Consider the following 20,319-nt stretch of genomic DNA (forward strand, 5'->3'; position numbering starts at 1 on the left):
GATACAAAATTCAATTAATTATCTATTAACCTGACCATACACTTCACATCTTGATCATTAAAATACCATTCGATGCAATAGCCATTAGGATCAATGTCGGAATATGAAATTAGCTTTTCAAAAGCTGTTCCTATACCTTGTGAATCATTTTTAAAGTTCAATATGGTAATGGTTCTGTAGTTACCACTTTTAATAATGAAAGACTCGCATTCATTTTTTTCCTCTGCGTCTTTTTCTAATTTTTCTGCAGCTGCTTTGTACACAATCTTACCATTTTCCGGCCTTGATAAACCAAAGTACCTTCTTTCTTCCGAAAAAGGAATCATCTTATGAAGTTTTCTGATGAGCCTCCAAAACTTCATTTGGAAAAGACTTAGCGGTTATACAATATACGTTAATTTCTTTTTCAATAAAGAGCGTTTCCATCCTGTGTATTCTAACTCCTTTAAAAAAATTTTTAATATAGTTCAATTGAACAATCAAATCTATTGAAATAACCCTTTAACATTTTACTGAATCACATTCTCTTTCAAGAACACAAAACTAGTCCTCAATCTCCCATGCAGGGTTCCAAACTACTTCCCACAAATGACCATCCGGATCCTGGAAATGACCAGAATATCCACCCCAAAAAGTGTCATGTGCTGGATCCGTTATTTTTGCACCCGCTTTTTTGGCTTGTTCTAATACCTTATCTACTTCTTCTTTACTATTTACATTGTGACCAATTGTAAATTCAGTAGGACTTACAGCAGCCTGTGTAACTTTTGCCTCATATGCAATATCTTCGCGTTTCCAAATAGCAAGTTTCAAACCTGCTTGTAGGTCAAAAAAGGCAACAGCTCCATGCTCAAATTCTTTACCTACAATACCTACTGTTGGTTCCCAATCCATCTCGATAGAATTCTAGTGCCTTTTCCAAATCATCTACACCTAATGTAATGACAGTGATTCTTGGTTTCATAAATGAACTCAATTCCTCAACTCATCCTTTAATAGCCATAAAAAGCATCTTTTTTGATATTCTTTTTTGAAATACTATTATTTTGTAAGTAACTAGAAATTGAATCCACCATTGACTTTGGCCCTGCAATCAAATATTGACCATTGTTCTGATACAGATTAGCTAACTTATTTATCTCTTGATGTAAGTTATCCCTAGAATCAAGATACGTGGTACTTATTGAGGCATTATTGGCATCAAGTTCATCTTTAAATAGATAAGACTTTTCACTATCCATATAGAGTAGGTGAATTGGCTTCTTATTACCTTTTCCCTCTGCCTCAATCTTTTTTACGATGGATCGAAACGGTGTGATTCCAATTCCTCCAGCAATAAGGACAGTAGGACGATCATCGTTTACATTAAATGACCCTAAAGGGCCAGACATACCAATTGTCATTCCCTGTTTTAGTTCTAACATTGCCTTCTTAAAATCACTTGGCTTATCATTTATTTTCATCGTTAACCTGACAATATTTTCACTTGGAGCAGCTGCTATTGTAAAAGGTTTAGTAGGATTTTTCACTTTTTTATGAGTAATACTAAACAATCCATGCTGCCCTGCTTTCCAGGTTAGATCTTTCTCTTTTTCAAATACAAATGTATACACATCATCTGATTCTTTATAGCTTTCTATAAATACTAATTGTCTCTTTTTAAATACTGCAATCATATCTTGAAAAAATCCCATTTCATTATCTCCTTTAAGACTCACAGCAGCCCTCATACACTTCTAAGGGCTACCCTATATTTTTCTATTTCCTCCAGAGAGTTGTACAGTTTGCCTTGTCCTTAATATTAAATTCAATCATTTTCTCAAGTAGTGTGTAGTCTACCGGACTTTTCCAAGGAATACGTATAATCTCCTTTGTGTAATTATAGCCAGCCTTTACAATGTCATCCTCTACAATAGTAATCGTTACACTTTCAGGAGCGACGGCTAAATGCTTTTTAGAAACGCTAAGACCAATTATATATGTGCCATGATCCGTAAACATTGGTTGATTCCATTTAATTTCTTTCTTTAAATTTGGATATTTATCTGTTATCCAAGTTAATACTTCTTCTGTTCTTTCTCTGTGGAAAGGGTCATCAATCCCCGCTAAAAATTTAGCAAAAACCTCCAATTTATACCCTCCTATGATTTCGTTCAAATTTCCTCTAACACTTTTTTAAGCTCTTCAATCTTATATGCCCAACCATACTTCGCACCGTTGAACGCTTGAACATTCTCATTTTCAAATCCAGTCTGCTCAAGGTGTAGGTAGGTTGTTCCATTCTCTTCTTTCAATGTCCATGTGACGATCGTGTTTACCGGCCCACCTACCCATGTGTAAGATAGCTTATTAGGCTTGTCTACTACCAATACTTCACTATCAACAATTAAATCTATATCCTTATTTCGAAACTGACATTTATATCCTACAATTGGCTTAAAGTCATTTTCCATTACCCATTGTGCAAGTGTATCCGAATGTGTTAATGCATCCCATACCTTATTGATTGGGCTCTTAAATTGAAAATCTAATAATAAATCTGCCATTTTCTATTCCTCCAATATATTCTTTAGTAATATCGCTCTTTCATTCCAAAACTTTTCATAAAAAGCTAACCAATCTTTCACTTCCTGTAAGGGAGCTGGATTTAGTCGGTACTTTGTCTCTCTACCTATTTTACGGTTAGTAACTAAATCAGCATCTTTAAGGATAGCCAAATGTTTAGACACAGCAGTCCGACCCATTTGAAAATGAGGAGTTAGTTCGTGAAGAGGTAATTCTTCTGCACCTGCCAACAAACGTATTAATTTACGTCTTGTTGGATCTGCAATTGCTACAAAAACATCGTGCTTTTGGTGAGTAGTGTTCAAAATCCTCCCCCCTTATTAAATATAAATGACACTAATCGGTGTCCTAAATTATATGACACCAATTAGTGTCTAGTCAATATTTTTTAAAAGATATCTAGCATTTTCTGCATGTAATCCTTCTATTTATTGTTGTCAACTTAAATTTAAAAAACCGTAGCTTTAGCGACCAATTTTAAATCGTGAACATTCTTTTATTGATAAATAATCATTTCCTTTTAGTTTTATTGTCATTCCTTAATGTGGTAATTATCTATATTTAGATAGAGATTTTTAATATCAAAAAAGAGTGCCTGACACCACATATTGTGTATTAGGCACTCTTTGTCTTTTAGTTTGAGTGATGTTTTGACAAAATCGTAAATAGAACTGCAAACGATGAACTACTGAAAAGTTCAGGTATAAAGGTTTAAGAACAAAAAAAGTTATCCTAATCAATAATTCCTTTAGGATAACTTTTTTGACTCCCATTCTAGCCAATATACATCAACTTCTGATATTCGATTATTGCATTATCAAGTTTCCTGCTCGTCTCAATACTTTCTTTGTTTTGAAAACCTTTTTCATTTCATATTTCGATAAACTCATCTTTCAACATAGAAATTTTTTCATCAATATACAAATTAACAAGTAATTTTAACTTTATTGAAAGTGAAAGATATACAGAGTTATCTGGCCCCTTTTGAGAGTATATTTCGCTTAAGGTATTTCTAAGATGAAAGATTTCTATTAAGAGTTCCATATTTTCACTTTGAACATTCTCTTTTGTTTTCATCATACACTCCAATAATATTTTTTATGATTTTGGAATGGATGATGATCAAAACCAGTAATACTCTAATCTGTGATGAAATATCTTCTAATTCCAAAACCTATAAGATAGTATCATAGTACTTTCTTGGAGGAAATACTAAAGAAAAAAGCAGAAATATTTTAAAAAATCCATCGGAGTATTAATATAATACTTTTTCATTAGATGAAAACTATATGTTTGTTTAATAACTGATAATCAAAGATTCTTTCCCTTTTTCGCTTTAAAAAATTATAGGACTATATTTTATTAATATAATAGTCAAGGAAAAAGTAATACAATTTTAAAAACTTAGATAACCGAAGTTTGTGATAAAAATATGACATTTTAAGTTTGCGGGCTGAAAGTATAAAAGCCTGTGAAATTTTACGAAAAAATTTCACAGGCTTTTTCATTTCAGAGGATTGTTTTATCCCAACCTCTACTTTAATAAAGGAAACTTACATTTATTCAAATACAGCTACTAAGCGTCCTTTTACTTCATGGTTTTTCAGTTTTTCAATCCCTTTGTCGACTTCTTCAAACGGGATTGTGATAAGAGCTGGATTCATTTTTCCAGTAGCGAAGCAATCATATACGCCTTTTAAGTCTTCTACGGATCCACCATTGCTTCCTAGAAGCTTAATTTCTTTTGTAATCATTAAGTACGTATTGATATTGGATTCTAATTTACCCATACCAACAATGACTACTGTTCCTTTTGGTCTTACAGCTTCCAGTGCGTCAGAAGTTGTTTGTCCAAAACCAGCAAAGTCAACAATAACGTCACATTCTGCTTCTTTCATATCTAGAACAGTATCGAATACTTTATGAGCTCCTAGTTCTCCAGCAAGTTTTCGAGCTCCTTCAGAAACATCGGTAGCGTATACTTCGCAACCTTTAATTAGAGCCATTTGTAGAGCAAATTGACCTAGACCACCGATTCCGATGATTCCTAGTTTTGTACCTTCTTTAGCTTGTCCAATACTGAAAAGAGCACGATATGCTGTGATCCCTGCATCTGTTGAAGCTGCTCCTTCTACATAGGAAACGCCTTCAGGAATGATTACGCATTGATCTGCAGGAACACGTACTTTTTCTGCATACCCGCCGTCATAGTTATACCCGGCAGTTACTTTTGTTTCTCTATTCATTGGGTTAGCCCCAACACGGTCTCCAACTTTAAAACCTTCAACACCTTCACCCACTTCAATAACAACCCCAGCAAACTCATGCCCCATAATAACAGGACCATTTGGGAAAAGCGGCATCCAACCTGGATCTTGTAATGCTGCAACGTCTGAATGGCATAGACCAGCAGCTTTCACGTCTATCACAACGTGACCTGGAATCGCTTTCGGATCTTCTTTTTCAATCAATTCTAGTGGTTTATTTGTGCCTGAAAATAGCCAACCTCTCATACTATCTCCTCCAAATTGTTCAAATTTTTTTGTAATTTCCCCGAATAATTCTTGCTACATTTATAGTTTACTAGGTTTCTCTTGCTATAAACCATCCTTAATATTTGCTATAATGTTGAGGATACCAACACTTTCATCAAATCTGTCTAATAGGAGAGGAATATGATGAAATCCAATTCCAATCAAGCGATGCGGACAAAAAATTTCTTAAAAAAAGCATTTATTGAAATGGTACATAAAAAGGGATTTAGTGCTGTTACGGTGAAGGACATAGTTGATTATGCGCAATATAATCGCACAACCTATTATGTGTATTATCAAAACATATATGACCTTGTTGAAGAGTTAATGGACGAAATGTTTGAAGCCATTCAGTATTACAGCACGTCTAAATACCAAAGCGATAGTCGGGTAAAAGTAGAAGAGTTAACAACAAACTCCTTCGACTTGTTGTATTATATTTACGATCACCGTGATTACTTTACATTAATACTTTTAGAAGATACCTTGCCACACATACACCAGCAATTGCCTGAAGCGATATTTAATTTATTGAAAAATAAATTTGATATTCAATACGATGTACCTTCTGTTGATGATTACCACCAAAAGCGTTATATGGCATTTGGTACGGCGGGGTTAATTACGGACTGGATTGCGCGGGATTTTGATGTAACACCCAGTGAAATGACAGAGCGCCTCATTCGAATTTTAAATACCTTTGCAAGAGGGTTTGTTATAAAAGAGATTGACACTTAACAAACTTTAGAATACGTCACAGTGACGACCCGAAAATTCTTGTTTCACAAATAGGTGATAGGCAATAAGCCCAATCTTTGTTTGATTGGGCATTGTTCGACTCCAACAGCCCACACATGCGTGAAGTGCATTTGGAAATACATGGGTGTTGGTGAGTAGAGCTCCGTTAAAAAAACTAAGGAGTTTTTTTAAAAACCAACCTTCTCTAAATACAGCCCCTCGGCTTCCGCCATAACCTGTTTGAACTCTCTCTTAAAAGCAAAGGAACGCCCCTTTTCTTCCGTGCCATCCCCCCTTATTGATGGGTTATGACTATACTAGACTCTTCCTAAATACTCTAATTTTCTAAATAATATCGATAGAATGCCCCTTATATCCCAAATACGCAAGAAAATCACCAAACACGATGACAACTCAAATTTACAAAATCATTCTAGAAACAAGGATAAAAGATCCCAATTTACCAACACAAAAATAAAAAGAGCCAGAACAAAATTGTCCTGACACTCCAAAAAAATCTAATCTTATTCTTCTAATAACCCTTTCTCCTCATAATAACGCTTCGCACCATCATGCAATGGAATACCAGCAAGCTCGGTTACTGCATTTTCAATTTCCATTTGCTTGACGATGGCATGAGTAGTCTCAAGCTGATCTAGGTTTTCCCAGAATACTTTTGTCATTTGGTAGATCGTTTCTTCGTCAACTGATGCATCAGCTATTAACATCATTTTAATCGCAAGCGTATCAACATCCTCTTTCTGGTTTTCATATGTACCAGCTGGGATCGTCATTTCTGAATACCAAGGATATTCTTCCATTAATTGTTTACGGATTTCCGGCTCAATTCCAATTAATTTACCGTCAGCGGTAGAAGTCATTTCTGTAACCGCAGCAGTTGGAAGCCCTGCTTGGATTAAAGCACCGTCAATTTGCTTGTTTCTCATTAAATCAATCGCTTCTGTAAATCCAACAAAGTTAGCATTGATATCATCTGGATAGTTAATTCCATAAGCTGGTAAAATAATACTTGATTCAACTTCAGGTGTACTTCCTGTTGATCCTGGTGCAAATTTCTTTCCTTTTAAATCACCAACAGATTCAATACCTGCATCCTCACGAACAACAAACTGATTTGGATTGTAGTATAGACCAGCTACAATACGAACATCTTCATATTTGCGATCCTTAAATCCTCTTTCACCGTTATAAGCTTCCCAAATGATGCCGGAAGTAGCGAATGAAATATGTGCTTCTCCTTCTTTCAATTGGTTCAAGTTGTCAACCCCGCCATTGGAAGCTTGAGCATTGACACGTAACCCTTCAATTTCAGTTCCCCAAAGGTTTGCCATCGCTGAACCTAACGGATAGATGGTACCCGTTGATCCTGCTGTTGGGAAATTTAAATTTTGCTGCTTTGCCCCTTCTTTACCGCCACCTTCTTGACTTGAAGATTCTCCACCTCCACATGCACCTAACATAAGGGCTGCACCTAGCATCATGGATACTAGAAAGCCTTTTTTCTTTCTAAGCATTTTGTAGACCTCCCCTTATTTTTATATAATTAGTTTATAGGCTGACTGATTTGGGCCAACTTTTTTTTGCAACCCACTGCCAAGCTAAAACTACTATTAATAAACCAATGCCAATATAGTCAGTTAAACTACCTGGTGCAATCATTAAAATACCAACGACTGCAAAGATAACTCTTTGAACCACATTCGCTTTCGTAATCAACCACCCCTGCAACCCTGCTGCAAGTGAAATACATCCAATAATTGCTGTAACCGCTGGAATAATACTCTCAGAATATGGATTTGCTCCAAGCAGCAGCGCCGGATTAAAGATAAAGAAAAACGGCAGGATAAAGCCGGTTAATCCAAGCTTTACAGCAGTTAAGGAAACCTGATTTTGATTGGCACCCGCGATCCCCGCAGCAACATATGAAGCAAGTGCTACTGGTGGTGTGATATTTGATAAACAAGCATAAATCAACACAAACATATGGGCTGCAAGCGGTGAAACTCCAAGGTTAATTAATACTGGAACACCCACAGTTGCGACAATCACATACGCTGCCACCCCAGGAACACCCATTCCCAGAATAATACTCATAATCATTACAAGCAACCCAGCGATAAGCAGGCTATCATTTGTATAATTCATCACCGCATAGCCAAAGTTCAGACCAAGACCTGTTAGAGATACAGTACCAATGATAACACCAATTACGGCACAGGCAACTGCAACGCCGACTGCACCTCTCGCTCCTTCTTCAAATGCCAAGATGATATCTTTTAGTCCCATCCTCGTTTCCTTGCGCAGCCAGCTTGCGACAATACAGGCGACGATTGAAAATACAGCTGCATATAATGGGGTATATCCCATAAATAGCATTCCCATTAATACAATTAATGGAAGAGATAGATGCCCTTGTTTCTTTAGCACATCCATTGCTTTCGGAATGTTATCCTTCGAAAGCCCTTTTAACCCAAGTCGTTTCGCTTCAAAATGGACAACCATGATTAAAGTTAAGTAATAGAGAAACGCCGGAATAATCGCGGCCACCATGACAACAGTATAGGAAACACCTAAATACTCTGCCATAACAAATCCCGCTGCCCCCATGATCGGCGGAGCAAATTGACCACCTGTCGAGGCAACCGCTTCAACAGCCGCAGCAAACCTAGCTTTATAGCCATTTTTCTTCATAAGAGGAATAGTCAGTGTACCCGTTGTTGCTACATTGGCTAAGGCACTACCATTGATCATTCCCATCAAACTGCTGGCGATAACAGCAACCTTTGCCGGTCCTCCTGGAGATCTCCCTGCAATCGTTAATGCGAAATCATTAATAAATTGACTGAACCCGCTTCTGCTCAAAAATGCACCAAATAAGATAAATAAGAACACAAAGGTTGCGGAAACGCCGATTGCAATTCCAAAAACTCCTTCGCTTCCGTAGAACAAGTAATCAATGATGCGCTTGATGCTAAACCCACCATGTCCGAAGATTCCAGGGACCATCGGGCCGAAGAAATTATATAGGAAAAATATTAAAGCTAAGATTGCTAGATTCCCAACCACCCTGCGCGCCGCTTCAAAAATCATCAAAATACCAATAGCTCCAAATATGTAATCCGGTAGTAGTAAAAAGCCTCCACGTAACACTATGGTTTTATATGAAGCTAGTAAATAGCCGGTTGACGCTATACTTAATAAGATAAGAATGAGATCGAATACAGACGGAAATTTAAGCACCCGATTGCCTTTTTTTGTAGCAGGATAAAGCAAAAATGTAACAACAAGAAGAAACATCATATGCCATGCCCTTAAGGAGATCGCATCAAAAACACCAGAACCCGCAGCAAATATTTGAAAAATCGACCAAATGACTGCAAGTCCTGTAACAGCCATAGCAGCTTTTCCTATATATGTACGAACACGAAACTCACTATCTAGCTTCTCTACTAATTCCATTTCCTTGCTCACCCCGACCACCTCCTTATTGATGAAAAAATTCAAATCTTCTCTAATTTACTTTATATTAGTGTAGTTTCTTTAGTACGTCAATACGAAGAGGCTTTAAAGTATTACGCAGTTTCTTCACTGTCCTAGTTTAGATGTAACTAAATATAAAAATATTAAAAAATTTTACATTTATTTTTTAGGCTTAATGTATACAAGAAGAATAGGGTTGCAATATTACCTTGGTCCTTTTTTGATAATTACCTATCTTTATTGGATTTTTTCTATCTTCATTTTTCTTTTTTTCCTTTACTTCAAATAATATCTATCGCTGTTGACATTGGTATGCCAAGTTGCGAATAGATTTCTTCAGCACTTCCTTTTACATTAGGATTAACTCCTAAATTTAAAGTGTAAGGATACGTCACAGTGACAACCCGAAAATTCTTGTTTCACAAATAGTTCCACGCATAGGTGATAAGCAATAAGCCCAATCCTTGTTTGGATTGGGCTTCAGTTTTGCAAACGAAAATCAGTGTCTAGGTCTGTATAGTAAGACTTTATTTTAACTGGCAAATGTTATTTATGGATACACAGATCTTATGATTTTGGTTATGCACTCAACGTGCGTGGACTGTAATTGACAACACAATGGATGTTGGTGGGTTTATCAACAAAAACTTATTAGGAAAACTTATTTAAAGGAGCGGTTTAATTGGATGGATCAAAAAAGGGCATTATACGGTCAGAACTGAAAATAAAACCGTTATTTTTTATTACCATTAATAACTTTAAAGGCTTTTTTCTTATCGGTTGGTGTTTGGTATAATGGAACCTTACGTTCACCAACTGGTGCCTTGGCAAGACGATTCACCAGGTCAATTAATTCCTTGTCCACGAGTCGATGTTCTTCCCTTTTCTGAAAAATAGACCATAAACCCGTAAATAATAATGCCCCTTTCACCTTAATAATTCCAGTAAGTTTTAACATAAATAAATTGACAATAAGTGTAATTTTTTCGAAATAATTCTTTAAATATCAATTTGAAAAGGACGTAAATTTCGCTTTCCACTTTTCAGGGAAAATGCAGAAGTAAAATTATAACAAGTGAAATACGATATCCACCTATATTAATATTTAGGACTTAATTGCAGTTTTCTATATACTTTTAAGCATTCGTACAAGTATAATTCTTCATCATTGCTCACGGTTAAAGTTAATTGTACGGATTCATTGTTGATTTGTTTTTTTTCTACATCTATTGGAAGGAACATTTTTATAATTTCTTCTTGAGGTATTTCATTGTAGATATTTCTCATACGTTCATAACTAAGAAATTGTAGAAAATTCTCATCAATTGAGTCATCAAAGTGTTTTATATACTCGTAAAATTCTTCTTTGTAGATATCTACCATAGTGCTTATTAAACCAAATATTAAATTTGAAACAACATTAAAAAAACTCTCTTGATCCATTGTTTCATTCTGTCTAAAAGATTCAATTAGGGGAGTAAGAATTAATCTAACTGAATCACCGCCAATTATCTCGGCCAGTGCAATACTAACTTCTGGTGAAGGGGGATCAGTTTTGCCATTTTGAAGATTACTTAGATAGGATTTGTTTTTATTAAACCCTTTTTTGCGTAATTCTTTCTCAATCTGACTTAAACTTAGGTTGGATTGTTCTATGTATTCTTTAAGGATTTCAGAGTATTTACCCAATTCGATTGCTCCTTTTGTAAAATTCTATAACGATTGTTGTTGTTTTTTACAACAACATCCATTATAATTAATTGTAACAAACGTTGTTTATTTTTACAACGAAACATAAGATGAATAGGAGGAATAAAAAATGAAAGGTTCATTTATTAACCCTGAGTCAGGTAAAAGAGTTTCTGGAGGTGCTGCTCAGCTAATGATTATCAAGCATAACGGAGGATGGGAGAAGCATCATCAGAAATATACAGAGAAAGTGACAGAGACTATTTTGAAAGATTTTGAAAATGATTTCAGGAGATCTGGAATACGAAGAGTTAAATAAATTAGAGTAAAAAAATTACGTTTTTAATTAAAGTACAAATTATTAGTACAATTATTGATTAGAAACTTAGGGACGGTTCTTGCGTATCATTCAAGAATCGAATCATTTCAATAAGTAACTTCTCTCTACTAAATAGCCTTATCCGCCAAGGATAAGGCTCTCTTATTTTTATGCACCTACAATTAGCTAAAGGCCTCATAGTGTGTGGAGTGTAATTAACTACACAATTAGATGTTGGTGGGTTTATATAATCAAAAAGAAAGATAAAATTTAAATCGTTGATTAATTGCTTTGCGATTATTCTAAAGGACTTTTTTCTTCAACCAAGGATTTCTTTATCTTTATTAATCCCCTCACAAAATGAAAAATGATTAACTTGTTTTTTTCATTTTTAAAATTATCTAATTAACAAATATGGTAAAATTGTAGGAGGATAAAGGGGGATAACAATATTTTCAGTCTTACTTTTGGCTTATATTTTGCTAAAGAGGTCGAACTATAGAGGTTAATATCAAAATTTTCAGAATCTCTGTGTAAAAAGTGGTCCCTCAAATCATTATTAACTAAGTATATTATAAAACTAATAAGGAATGATAAGTCAATGAGTAGTAACAGCTTTGATAAAAAAAACATTTTGAAAAATTACGTAGAGGAATTTTTATATCTTTACTACGACTTCAGGGCTGATCAAGTCCAAATGGAAAATGAGAATCTATTTAAAGCTGTAGCAGACAAGGGAATGATGTTTGAACAGAATGTTGAGGTGCACTTGGATAATGATTTCCACTTCAAAAAGGTAATTGTAGCAAGGCAGCCATCCAGGATTCGTTTCTCGGAATCTAAGATTTATAATGATTCTCACCAAAGAAGCAGGGAGATTTATATGAATAGTTATCTCCGTCTTGTTTTGGAAACTTCCTTGAATTATGTAATTCCTGGGTCTGAAAAGAGGCTTTTCACTTGTATAACCACAGACCATAGAAGGATAGAATTGGACATTGCTAATGGTCAAATCAAAGTTATCTCTAAGACAATTACTCCTGCTGTCTTTGTTACTGATTTTAATAGAAGTCTTAAAATTGTTAACTAGCATTTTTTAAATAAGAGAATTTCGATAGATTATTAACGAACTAATTTTAACACTTAAAAGCACAAATAGAATACTTTGGACGTTATTCAATTAGATCAGGTTTATCGATAACAGGTTCTTTTATAATTGGAAGGGAAAAAGAACAGGTATAGAAAGACTTCCCTAGACACCATATTCGTATGGTGTCTTTTTTGGTATAAAATATATCCGCTATACCCGTCCCTCCTTCCCGTTATCATCTTTCCCAGTCCTTCCTATCCTATTACTGCTGGAATAGAGGGAATTTCTGTAACGTATTTACCATTCCCTTTTCCTACAATGTATCGATAGGCAGATCTGGAATGGTAAAAATGTTCATCTTGTGCTCTATATATACGAAATAGTTGCAGCAAGTCTGGATCACGTTTCGCTATTTCTTCTATGCAAGATTCTGCCCAATATTACGAAGAAAAAAATAATAGATTAGAGTAATTTTTCTTAACTTAATCGTGTTATAATATAAAAAAATCGGAGTGGATATTAATGGAAGAAACATTAAAATTAATTCTTAACGAATTAAAAGAACTTAAAGAAGGACAGCAGGAACTAAAGAAAGAAGTATCTAGTATTAAAGATAATCTTATCAATGGTCTAGTACCATACTTCGAACACATTGAGAACCATATTGATGAAAAGACAGCAGAACTTAAAGATACAGTAATAAAAGACTTTAAATACATATTGAAGAACCAATAAGGAGCGATTTTGTTCCTTATTTCTTTATTTACCAAATAACTTCCATATGACATTTGTTTTATCTATGAATTACACGGTTCAACAAATTAGGGAATTACATATTCAAAAATTTTATTATCTTTATACAAATTGTACCGCATTTTGCTATAGTTAACGAAACCCATTATGGCGTGGACAAACTTTTTTGTTAGAAAGAGTAAATAAATTCCTGAATGCTGAACCTGGTGACACCAAATATCCTGGACGAAAGAAAAACCATTTTGTAAAACTTGAATACGATCCGGATACAGTAATTTGTCATTTTTTTAAAGAAATGGCTGTTTTCATAAAGATTATTGTTTTTTAATACAATTATGAAAAATGAAGAGGTGTTAACAATTGAAACAAGAAATAAATCTATATGTTGATGATTTAAGGGATTGTCCAAAAGGTTTTGTAGTCGCAAGAAATGTCGATGAAGCAATACAATATTTAGAAAACTATAAGGTTTCCATACTATCACTTGATCACGACTTAGGCGAAGATAGTGAAGGTAATCTATTACCAACTGGTTATGACCTTGTTAAGATCTTCTGCGAAAAAGGGTATCGTGCTAAAAAAATATATCTTCATACAGACAATGGAGTAGGGCGTGAAAATATGTTCCATACATTGAATGGTGCTCAAAGAAGAGGTTTTATTGACCAAGACATAGAGATATACCATTATTCAATAACTGTAAATAAGTATTCTGGAGAATAAGAGCTTCTATGGTCCAATTCTTTGCCCTTTTTAAATGCTCAACAGCCATATTTTTTGCTCTTGACTATCGGAAATAAGTATTTGTTCTACACTTGACCACAATCATATAATCTATCAATAGTATGATTAACAAAGAGTTATCAAGATTTTGTTAAAATGATTAAAAATTGGGTAAAAGTGATTATAAATAACTTGAAGAAGTGTAAATTCTATTTCTTTTAATAGTTTCTTACGGTCTAGGAGTGATGATGTAGCTGCTTTCTCCCCTTTGTAGTAAATAACATCAAATACACAATATTGGAGTTGGTGTAGGCTCTTTTTGCTTTTAAAACGCTCCATAACTGCTTCAAAATCTATCTTTCCTGTTCTATCTGGTACCATCTAAAATAGTACCGTCAGGAAGCTTAAAATCTTTATATATTTCGGAAAACAAGGCTGTTACTTCATTATTGTGAGTGGACTGTAATTGACAACACAAGAGATGTTGGTGGGTTTATTGAAATTATAACGTGTCTAACACGGTCTCCCTAGAAGATTGGAGAACTCTTCATTTTATTTGTTATTTTACTTTCGACCAATGGTATTCCAGTTGAAATTCCACTATCAAAAAGAACAGGGGATAAATCACAAGTAAGTAGTTCAATTGTATTTGCTTTACTATAGCTGTTTACTTCACTAATTACTTCCCATTCTATTTCATCATTTTCTACCAGTAAGACCCACTTTCTCCAGAAAGGGGTTAGTAGTATTGGAAGGTTAAGATTAATAATCTCTAGAGCAGTTTGTCTTGTTAAAATCCACCCTGATTTCTCAATTCTATACACTACCTGATATAAACTTCTTCTCTTCTTTAATTCGGTTAGTTCATCATCATCATTTGTCATAAATGCACCGGATCGATTTCTTACTCTTCTTGCTCCGATAGATTTTCTTAACTCTGCTAAACGAAAAATAGACAATCTTGGAGTGTATTTATTCCTTTTAAAACCTGAATTCGGGATATAGCTATTTAACCGATGATTTTTTATAGGGTGAGTTAACATTAATTTATCCTTCATTTTATAAATACTTTCTTGGCTGAATGTAATTACATAACAAGGCCTTCCCTTTGGAGTTACGGTATCAGTTATAGTTCCAGTTAAATCAAGTGAATGGGATAAACATATAATCTCATTTGCAAGGTCTTTAGAAACAGTGGTGTAGTTAACTATTGTTTGACCCTTCTCCAAATTGTAAGCAATAGACCCATCAGTATCAATTAAACCAGAAATTAGTCCCCATCTAAAATCTACTGGCGTAGTTGACCAAAATGGAGGCAACCTTTTAAAATAGGCACCCTTTCCAATATTGCTACCTAAAAGTGCAGAAAATCTTTTTGAAGACCAAGTATGTTTTTCACAGTAACTTTCTTTTTCGTTAAAAGTATGAGGGGCAACAACTTTTGAAATATGTAAAGTCATATCATTTATTATATATTTGTTAATAATGTCCTTGATTCTGTCAGGGATATAGCTTGATTCACTGGCAAGGCAGACTCTATCTCCTGATATCCAACCGTCTCCAATATAAACAGAAAACAAATATCCTAAATCCCCATCTAGAGGAAGGAAGTCTTTGAATAAATACTTGCTCTCCTTTAAATCGGGAAGGTTTATTAGAGACAATGAGTAAGAACTGCAACACCTTCTTACTCTAGGAACAGTTAGACCTATTTCAACATTAGATAGACAAAAATCAAGATTGTCATTTATTGTTAGAATATTTTCTTTCTCACCTAATGATAGTTTTCTGGATGTATTTGTAATCGCTTCCAACTTTTGCTCGTTGTATTTTACACAAATATAACTTAATGGCAAAGCAGAAGCTTTGCCACCTTGTAGGCAATTTATTTTTATATCATCAATAGACTCGTAAATTTCATAACCGTTTTTTTGTACAATTAGGTTCCCTGCTTTTAAGTCTTTTAGTTTAATCAGGCCCTGGTCCGTTCTTATATATGTGTTTTCATTGGGCATTATTATAAACCTCCAAAGTTGGCTTATAATAATTTGTGTAGAAACCACAAAAATATGCTCCATTCTTTACCAAAATAAATGTTTTCTAAAAATAAAATTTATAGAAACATTTATAAAAAAATTATAGACGTAATGTGTGGACTGTAATTGACAACACAATGGATGTTGGTGGGTTTATCAACATTCTTAAGAGCTCTATCTATCTATCAGCAAACACACTAAACTAAAGCATCATTGGTTTTTCAATACTATTTGGCATTAGCTAAGTTTTCCAAGATATGAAGCTTTTTAATCATCGCCATACTTAAATTTGGGTTTTTAACAAAATAAGATACAAGCTTCTTTTTAGTTGTATTTATTACGTTCATATCAAAATATGTTAAATCTATGTATTCAATTTCACCATATCTTGCTTTATAAAAAGCAATTCGATTAATTTCTAAATGTTCATATGAATCATCAGCAAAATCATCTGCGTTACTAATATCTAAAGAAATCTCATTAAGTAAAAAATAACCGACCAATTGAGCAGCCTCTTGCCATTTATAGCCTATATTTTTTCCACTTTTAAAATCATATAATGTACCGTCAATGATAATGTCGCCGTCTGCACCTCCAACAAATGCTGAAGCAACACCAAAATGAGGATTATATATTATTTCACTATTTGGAGTTACACTTCCCGGTATAAATATTTCTTGAAAAACATCACATAATTCCTCTAAATCTTTAATGACTTCATCATCAGGATCATTAAAGAATGTCTTTTCTAAAAGGTTTGTTGGAGCCATTCTAGAACGAAAAATGTGTTCTAATTTAGCTAAGAAGCAAACATCTAAAATTAATTCTTTAATATCCTGTTTATTATCGCTAAAGGTTTTTAACTTTTTTATTGCTTTCGTAAATCTTTTTTCAATTTTTGATTCAATAGAACGATGGTTAGTTAGAAAACTTGATAAGACGATAAGTCCTTTCTCGGCTGTTATGCCTGTATACGATTCTTCTCTATTTTTCTTAACAAGTCGGGCAAGCATAATTCTCGCTAAGTAATCAAATGCAGTACCAATCACGGTTGAATTATAGCTTTTAACTAGTGTGTAAGGAACTAAATCATCATATTCATTTTTAGAGAATGCTTCTTTTCCAGAACTTGTTTTAAAAGATTTCTTATCCGGAATAATTTCTTTTAAAATTGCCTGAAATTCCTTTTCTTTAGGTTTTGAACCCTTTAGTAAACTTGAAAGAGACATATCTTTTATCCTTTCTGGTTTCACGCCAATAATTCTATTTTTCTATAAATGTGCTTACAATCGAAGTTAGTTCGAGGGAACCCTTCTAACCGGGAAATTACAGGGTCTGTATATTTAAATTTAGCTTATGTCTGTCAAATAGGCTAAGTCCACCCTCAATACAAGCCATTTTAGTATACTAATTTTGTTTCCCTACTTTAAAACATAGTATGGATTTTCTACTAATTCGATTCCTGCTGTTTCATACCTAATAAACAAACTTTCATAATCCCATTCCCCATTTACACACATAACCCTTCTTAGACCTTTTTCATCCAATTTTTTATCCTCTTCTTTGGTTATAAGAGCCGTAAAGTAATACTTTAATAGGATATTACCAATGATACCTTCATCCGGAAACTCTTCTTTTAATTCTTTGATTATATCTTTGAAATATATGTTTTTGCATACTATGTGTTCCTTTATATATGAAGTTTTCTTATTACTTTCATACATTTCTAACGATATTGGAGTAATATATTTATGCACCCCTATACTATTCCAATCATAATTTATATCTAAAGTTTCTTTTGCAGAGGACCTTAAGCATCTATATACGAAGCCTTGAATAAAATTCGTACTATTTTGAAAGGTATGTCTAGATTCTGGATCCATTAATTTTATTGCATTGTAGTTTTTTATTAACCACACTGAAGCTCTTTTATAAACTAATTTCTCTGCCGATGTAGCATTATTTTTTAACATATCCATTCCTCACTAGTTCTGATGTAAAAATCACTTGCATTAGTCTGTCTCATAATCTTCGCTAGTTTTAGACTACTTCGCATCCAGTTTTCTATTAACGGCTTCTTCATCGGTTACAAAAAAATAAGTAGCTCCATCATTAGAATATGATTCACCGTGCCAAATCCCCCTATTAATAGCAGACCAATTGAACCGTTTAGAATTTGTTTCTTTCTTGAAAAATCTTGCAGCCTCCTGAATACTAGGACATTCAGCAATTAATTCTTCTCCTTTGAAAATATTTACGGGGATTTCGACTTTGTTTTGTATTATAGGTCTTTTTCTCTCCATATTGACACCTGTCTATTTATTATTTTTATTCATCAGTATTAAGTTCAAAAAACTCCAAAACTTTATCAATAGTGTATTGACTTCTCAATTTATAGGCACTGTTCTGATTAGCTTTTAAGCCCTTCACCCAATATGCTTCTGCCTTAGATACATTGGCTAACCATTTTACTTTAACAACATACTCACACTTCTCAAGATCTTCTACATCGTGGAACATATTGGTTGCTTTGAGGTTTAGATCTGACATTTCAACATCTTTTTCATTAACCTTAAATGTAACATATTTTATAGGTTTAACAGTATCTATTACTGTACCAATACCAACATATCCACTTTTAGGTATCATACAAAATACTCTAGCACCAACAAATAATTGGTTTAATGTCCTACTATACCAACGTCCACCACCTGCTGAAATAAATCCATATTTTACTGCATCTTCCCATTTTCTAGATGCCTTATCTTCAAAATTAACTACAAAGTCTTGTTTATTCCATTTTTCCTTTTTATCCTCTACTTTTTTATTACTAGATTTCTCATCTATTACATTAGGATCTAATAACCAACTTCTAGTTAAAAAATGTTGTTCCCCCTCTTCGAAATACCGGAAGAAAACAGCATTGATTGGAACATCATAATTATTAGATAAATAATTTATTATTCTTTCTGTTTCACTATCAAGTCGTGATGAAACAATTGTAATTTGATGTGTGTCATTTAACTTGTCTGGTAAACTATCATCAAATTTTTCAGCGAATGCTTCTTCTAGGGGACCATTATTTTTGTCTTCGTATATTCTTAATACTTGATCATATGAAAGATTTTGTACCCAGGAAGCATAGTCTAATGCTTGAGCTACTACTTCTCTGGGTGCTCTATTTTTCTTTAATTCAATGATATGAAGATTTCCCTCTCCATCTATTGCGAGCATATCTAAATATTTCCCATACTCTGTTTGAACTTGTCTACCAATCAGTAAAAGATCATCAGATAGAATGGACAAATCTTTGGACAATATATCCTCCAACTTTTTTTCTGATTCGATTACTGAGTAATCCACCTTTTTTATACCGCCATTTACCTTCCATATTCCAACTTCTATAGGCATATACTCACACCTCTATATAATATTATTAAGATAAAATAGGAATTTCCGCACTCAGTTTTATAGTATAATATTACCATAATTTCCAAGGGGAAAGGTGAGTATAATTGTCTAAAACTAAATCTTTAACACACGACGCAATAATGAAGGCATTAGATTGGTCTTATGATAAAGCAATTAATGGTGGTGTACCTGGAATGGACACCGCCATAGAATTAGCTGATAGTTACTTACACAAGAGTGAGACCTTAGATGAAAAAGTTAAAAGTTTAATACTCTGGCAAAATACCAAAAGTGCGACTAGTGGATTTTTAACTGGGTTGGGTGGGGTTATTACATTACCTGTGGCTTTACCGGCCAATATAGCAAGTGTTATTTTAGTTCAAATAAGAATGGTTGCAGCTATTGCACATATGGGTGGTTATGATGTAAAAGATGACCAAGTTAAAACTTTTGTTTACGCCTGTTTAGCCGGAAATGGAGCAAAAGATGTTCTTAAAAATGCGGGTGTCCAGATAGGAAAAAAACTTGCTGTAACCGGTATTAAAAAAATTCCTTTCGAAGTAATAAAAAAAATCAACCAAGCTGTAGGCTTTCGTTTACTAACAAAGTTTGGAGAAAAAGGTGTCATAAATTTAGGTAAGATGGTGCCTTTAGCAGGAGGAATTATTGGCGGTACCGTAGATGCAGTTGCTACAAATACTATAGGAAATGTTGCTTACAAGCTGTTTATTCAAGAGCAAAAACTCTAAAAGAAATGATGAACCTGAAATTATTGATATGTTATAGCATTAGAAGGTCTGTTTTAAATATTTGAATAAAATTATAGTTTTTTCATATTTTCTAAATCTTCTCGAGAGTATCGATACTTTTCATTACAAAATGGTTTTGTGATTCAGCACTAATTTATTGGAATATAGGTTGAAGTTTCTGTATTTACATAATTTTCCGATAGACTGAGAC

23 protein-coding genes and 2 pseudogenes are annotated in these 20,319 nt (G+C 33.9%); 6 read left to right on the top strand and 19 right to left on the bottom strand.

The genetic code is table 11. The features are described 5' to 3' along the window. Positions 1-14 precede the first annotated feature (14 nt). The 9 genes and pseudogenes from CKK03_RS21085 to CKK03_RS21115 all read right to left on the bottom strand — a co-directional run bounded on the left by CKK03_RS21085 (position 15) and on the right by CKK03_RS21115 (position 5,078). Positions 15-362, bottom strand: a complete 348-nt coding sequence (locus CKK03_RS21085; RefSeq protein ID WP_218962819.1) for a transcriptional regulator — start codon at positions 360-362, stop codon at positions 15-17. A gap of 181 nt (positions 363-543) precedes the next feature. After that, positions 544-964, bottom strand: a pseudogene (locus CKK03_RS21090) (VOC family protein). A 28-nt stretch (positions 965-992) separates the two neighbouring features. Next, a complete protein-coding gene (locus CKK03_RS21095) occupies positions 993-1,694 on the bottom strand; it encodes an FAD-dependent oxidoreductase (protein ID WP_099364473.1) in 702 nt (233 codons plus the stop codon). 64 nt (positions 1,695-1,758) lie between these two features. After that, positions 1,759-2,130, bottom strand: a complete 372-nt coding sequence (locus CKK03_RS21100) for an iron chaperone (RefSeq protein WP_099364474.1) — start codon at positions 2,128-2,130, stop codon at positions 1,759-1,761. Positions 2,131-2,153: 23 nt separating this feature from the next. Next, positions 2,154-2,546 (bottom strand): SRPBCC family protein, encoded by a 393-nt coding sequence (locus tag CKK03_RS23865; protein ID WP_180271347.1) that lies wholly within the window; start codon positions 2,544-2,546, stop codon positions 2,154-2,156. Between the two features lie 3 nt (positions 2,547-2,549). Further along, entirely contained in the window at positions 2,550-2,870 is a 321-nt protein-coding gene (locus CKK03_RS23870) for an ArsR/SmtB family transcription factor (protein ID WP_099355516.1), read from the bottom strand. A 469-nt stretch (positions 2,871-3,339) separates the two neighbouring features. After that, positions 3,340-3,423 (bottom strand): annotated as a pseudogene (locus CKK03_RS24280) (hypothetical protein); the annotation flags it as partial. A gap of 12 nt (positions 3,424-3,435) precedes the next feature. Then, positions 3,436-3,642, bottom strand: coding sequence for a hypothetical protein (locus tag CKK03_RS21110; RefSeq protein ID WP_099364475.1), 207 nt, complete (start codon positions 3,640-3,642; stop codon positions 3,436-3,438). A 482-nt stretch (positions 3,643-4,124) separates the two neighbouring features. Beyond that, positions 4,125-5,078 carry a zinc-binding dehydrogenase gene (locus CKK03_RS21115; RefSeq protein ID WP_099364476.1) on the bottom strand — a complete coding sequence of 318 codons (954 nt, stop codon included), beginning with the start codon at positions 5,076-5,078 and terminating at the stop codon, positions 4,125-4,127. A gap of 162 nt (positions 5,079-5,240) precedes the next feature. Between CKK03_RS21115 and CKK03_RS21120 the strand changes: the two genes are divergently transcribed. After that, the gene (locus CKK03_RS21120; protein ID WP_099364477.1) at positions 5,241-5,837 is read left to right on the top strand and encodes a TetR/AcrR family transcriptional regulator; all 597 of its coding nucleotides are present in this window, start codon (positions 5,241-5,243) and stop codon (positions 5,835-5,837) included. A gap of 524 nt (positions 5,838-6,361) precedes the next feature. Here the strand turns inward: CKK03_RS21120 and CKK03_RS21125 are convergent. The 4 genes from CKK03_RS21125 to CKK03_RS23875 form a co-directional block, all read right to left on the bottom strand. Continuing rightward, positions 6,362-7,372 carry a TAXI family TRAP transporter solute-binding subunit gene (locus tag CKK03_RS21125; RefSeq protein WP_245864238.1) on the bottom strand — a complete coding sequence of 337 codons (1,011 nt, stop codon included), beginning with the start codon at positions 7,370-7,372 and terminating at the stop codon, positions 6,362-6,364. 34 nt (positions 7,373-7,406) lie between these two features. Then, positions 7,407-9,329, bottom strand: coding sequence for a TRAP transporter permease (locus tag CKK03_RS21130; RefSeq protein ID WP_245864240.1), 1,923 nt, complete (start codon positions 9,327-9,329; stop codon positions 7,407-7,409). Between the two features lie 742 nt (positions 9,330-10,071). Continuing rightward, positions 10,072-10,269, bottom strand: a complete 198-nt coding sequence (locus tag CKK03_RS21135) for a hypothetical protein (RefSeq protein ID WP_099364478.1) — start codon at positions 10,267-10,269, stop codon at positions 10,072-10,074. Between the two features lie 167 nt (positions 10,270-10,436). Then, on the bottom strand, positions 10,437-11,027 hold the full coding sequence (locus tag CKK03_RS23875) for a helix-turn-helix domain-containing protein (RefSeq protein WP_180271348.1): 591 nt from the start codon (positions 11,025-11,027) through the stop codon (positions 10,437-10,439). A gap of 130 nt (positions 11,028-11,157) precedes the next feature. Between CKK03_RS23875 and CKK03_RS21145 the strand changes: the two genes are divergently transcribed. The 4 genes from CKK03_RS21145 (at position 11,158) to CKK03_RS21160 (ending at position 13,912) form a co-directional block, all read left to right on the top strand. Then, complete coding sequence (locus CKK03_RS21145) at positions 11,158-11,346, top strand: hypothetical protein (RefSeq protein ID WP_099364479.1); 189 nt, start codon at positions 11,158-11,160, stop codon at positions 11,344-11,346. A gap of 601 nt (positions 11,347-11,947) precedes the next feature. Then, positions 11,948-12,436, top strand: coding sequence for a hypothetical protein (locus CKK03_RS21150; RefSeq protein WP_099364480.1), 489 nt, complete (start codon positions 11,948-11,950; stop codon positions 12,434-12,436). Positions 12,437-12,958: 522 nt separating this feature from the next. After that, on the top strand, positions 12,959-13,171 hold the full coding sequence (locus CKK03_RS21155) for a hypothetical protein (protein WP_099364481.1): 213 nt from the start codon (positions 12,959-12,961) through the stop codon (positions 13,169-13,171). Between the two features lie 378 nt (positions 13,172-13,549). Continuing rightward, complete coding sequence (locus tag CKK03_RS21160; RefSeq protein WP_099364482.1) at positions 13,550-13,912, top strand: cyclic-phosphate processing receiver domain-containing protein; 363 nt, start codon at positions 13,550-13,552, stop codon at positions 13,910-13,912. A 126-nt stretch (positions 13,913-14,038) separates the two neighbouring features. Here the strand turns inward: CKK03_RS21160 and CKK03_RS24285 are convergent, their stop codons facing one another. The 6 genes from CKK03_RS24285 to CKK03_RS21190 all read right to left on the bottom strand — a co-directional run bounded on the left by CKK03_RS24285 (position 14,039) and on the right by CKK03_RS21190 (position 19,359). Then, positions 14,039-14,293 (bottom strand): ATP-dependent DNA ligase, encoded by a 255-nt coding sequence (locus tag CKK03_RS24285; protein ID WP_099364483.1) that lies wholly within the window; start codon positions 14,291-14,293, stop codon positions 14,039-14,041. A gap of 146 nt (positions 14,294-14,439) precedes the next feature. Further along, positions 14,440-15,927, bottom strand: coding sequence for an LAGLIDADG family homing endonuclease (locus CKK03_RS21170; protein WP_099364484.1), 1,488 nt, complete (start codon positions 15,925-15,927; stop codon positions 14,440-14,442). Positions 15,928-16,175: 248 nt separating this feature from the next. Continuing rightward, entirely contained in the window at positions 16,176-17,177 is a 1,002-nt protein-coding gene (locus CKK03_RS21175; protein ID WP_099364485.1) for a hypothetical protein, read from the bottom strand. 192 nt (positions 17,178-17,369) lie between these two features. Beyond that, positions 17,370-17,921 (bottom strand): hypothetical protein, encoded by a 552-nt coding sequence (locus CKK03_RS21180; RefSeq protein ID WP_099364486.1) that lies wholly within the window; start codon positions 17,919-17,921, stop codon positions 17,370-17,372. Between the two features lie 72 nt (positions 17,922-17,993). Further along, positions 17,994-18,251 (bottom strand): NUDIX hydrolase, encoded by a 258-nt coding sequence (locus tag CKK03_RS21185; RefSeq protein ID WP_099364487.1) that lies wholly within the window; start codon positions 18,249-18,251, stop codon positions 17,994-17,996. Between the two features lie 25 nt (positions 18,252-18,276). Beyond that, the gene (locus CKK03_RS21190; RefSeq protein WP_099364488.1) at positions 18,277-19,359 is read right to left on the bottom strand and encodes a DUF8606 domain-containing protein; all 1,083 of its coding nucleotides are present in this window, start codon (positions 19,357-19,359) and stop codon (positions 18,277-18,279) included. A gap of 104 nt (positions 19,360-19,463) precedes the next feature. On the opposite strand from CKK03_RS21190, the gene CKK03_RS21195 reads away from it, so the two are divergent. After that, a complete protein-coding gene (locus CKK03_RS21195) occupies positions 19,464-20,108 on the top strand; it encodes an EcsC family protein (protein WP_245864242.1) in 645 nt (214 codons plus the stop codon). The last annotated feature ends 211 nt before the right edge of the window (positions 20,109-20,319 follow it).

The organism is Fredinandcohnia onubensis, from assembly GCF_002734215.1.
GTDB classification, from domain to species: domain Bacteria; phylum Bacillota; class Bacilli; order Bacillales; family Bacillaceae_L; genus Ferdinandcohnia; species Ferdinandcohnia onubensis.

Excerpts from the sequence above, each read along its gene's own strand:
- CKK03_RS21120 (WP_099364477.1), top strand. The coding sequence starts at position 5,241 with ATGATGAAATCCAATTCCAATCAAGCGATGCGGACAAAAAATTTCTTA.
- CKK03_RS21190 (WP_099364488.1), bottom strand. The coding sequence starts at position 19,359 with ATGCCTATAGAAGTTGGAATATGGAAGGTAAATGGCGGTATAAAAAAG.
- CKK03_RS21110 (WP_099364475.1), bottom strand. The coding sequence starts at position 3,642 with ATGAAAACAAAAGAGAATGTTCAAAGTGAAAATATGGAACTCTTAATA.
- CKK03_RS24285 (WP_099364483.1), bottom strand. The coding sequence starts at position 14,293 with ATGGTACCAGATAGAACAGGAAAGATAGATTTTGAAGCAGTTATGGAG.
- CKK03_RS21125 (WP_245864238.1), bottom strand. The coding sequence starts at position 7,372 with ATGCTTAGAAAGAAAAAAGGCTTTCTAGTATCCATGATGCTAGGTGCA.
- CKK03_RS21115 (WP_099364476.1), bottom strand. The coding sequence starts at position 5,078 with ATGAGAGGTTGGCTATTTTCAGGCACAAATAAACCACTAGAATTGATT.
- CKK03_RS21180 (WP_099364486.1), bottom strand. The coding sequence starts at position 17,921 with ATGTTAAAAAATAATGCTACATCGGCAGAGAAATTAGTTTATAAAAGA.
- CKK03_RS21085 (WP_218962819.1), bottom strand. The coding sequence starts at position 362 with ATGAAGTTTTGGAGGCTCATCAGAAAACTTCATAAGATGATTCCTTTT.
- CKK03_RS21185 (WP_099364487.1), bottom strand. The coding sequence starts at position 18,251 with ATGGAGAGAAAAAGACCTATAATACAAAACAAAGTCGAAATCCCCGTA.
- CKK03_RS23865 (WP_180271347.1), bottom strand. The coding sequence starts at position 2,546 with ATGGCAGATTTATTATTAGATTTTCAATTTAAGAGCCCAATCAATAAG.
- CKK03_RS21150 (WP_099364480.1), top strand. The coding sequence starts at position 11,948 with ATGAGTAGTAACAGCTTTGATAAAAAAAACATTTTGAAAAATTACGTA.
- CKK03_RS21175 (WP_099364485.1), bottom strand. The coding sequence starts at position 17,177 with ATGTCTCTTTCAAGTTTACTAAAGGGTTCAAAACCTAAAGAAAAGGAA.
- CKK03_RS21170 (WP_099364484.1), bottom strand. The coding sequence starts at position 15,927 with ATGCCCAATGAAAACACATATATAAGAACGGACCAGGGCCTGATTAAA.
- CKK03_RS21155 (WP_099364481.1), top strand. The coding sequence starts at position 12,959 with ATGGAAGAAACATTAAAATTAATTCTTAACGAATTAAAAGAACTTAAA.
- CKK03_RS21145 (WP_099364479.1), top strand. The coding sequence starts at position 11,158 with ATGAAAGGTTCATTTATTAACCCTGAGTCAGGTAAAAGAGTTTCTGGA.
- CKK03_RS21095 (WP_099364473.1), bottom strand. The coding sequence starts at position 1,694 with ATGGGATTTTTTCAAGATATGATTGCAGTATTTAAAAAGAGACAATTA.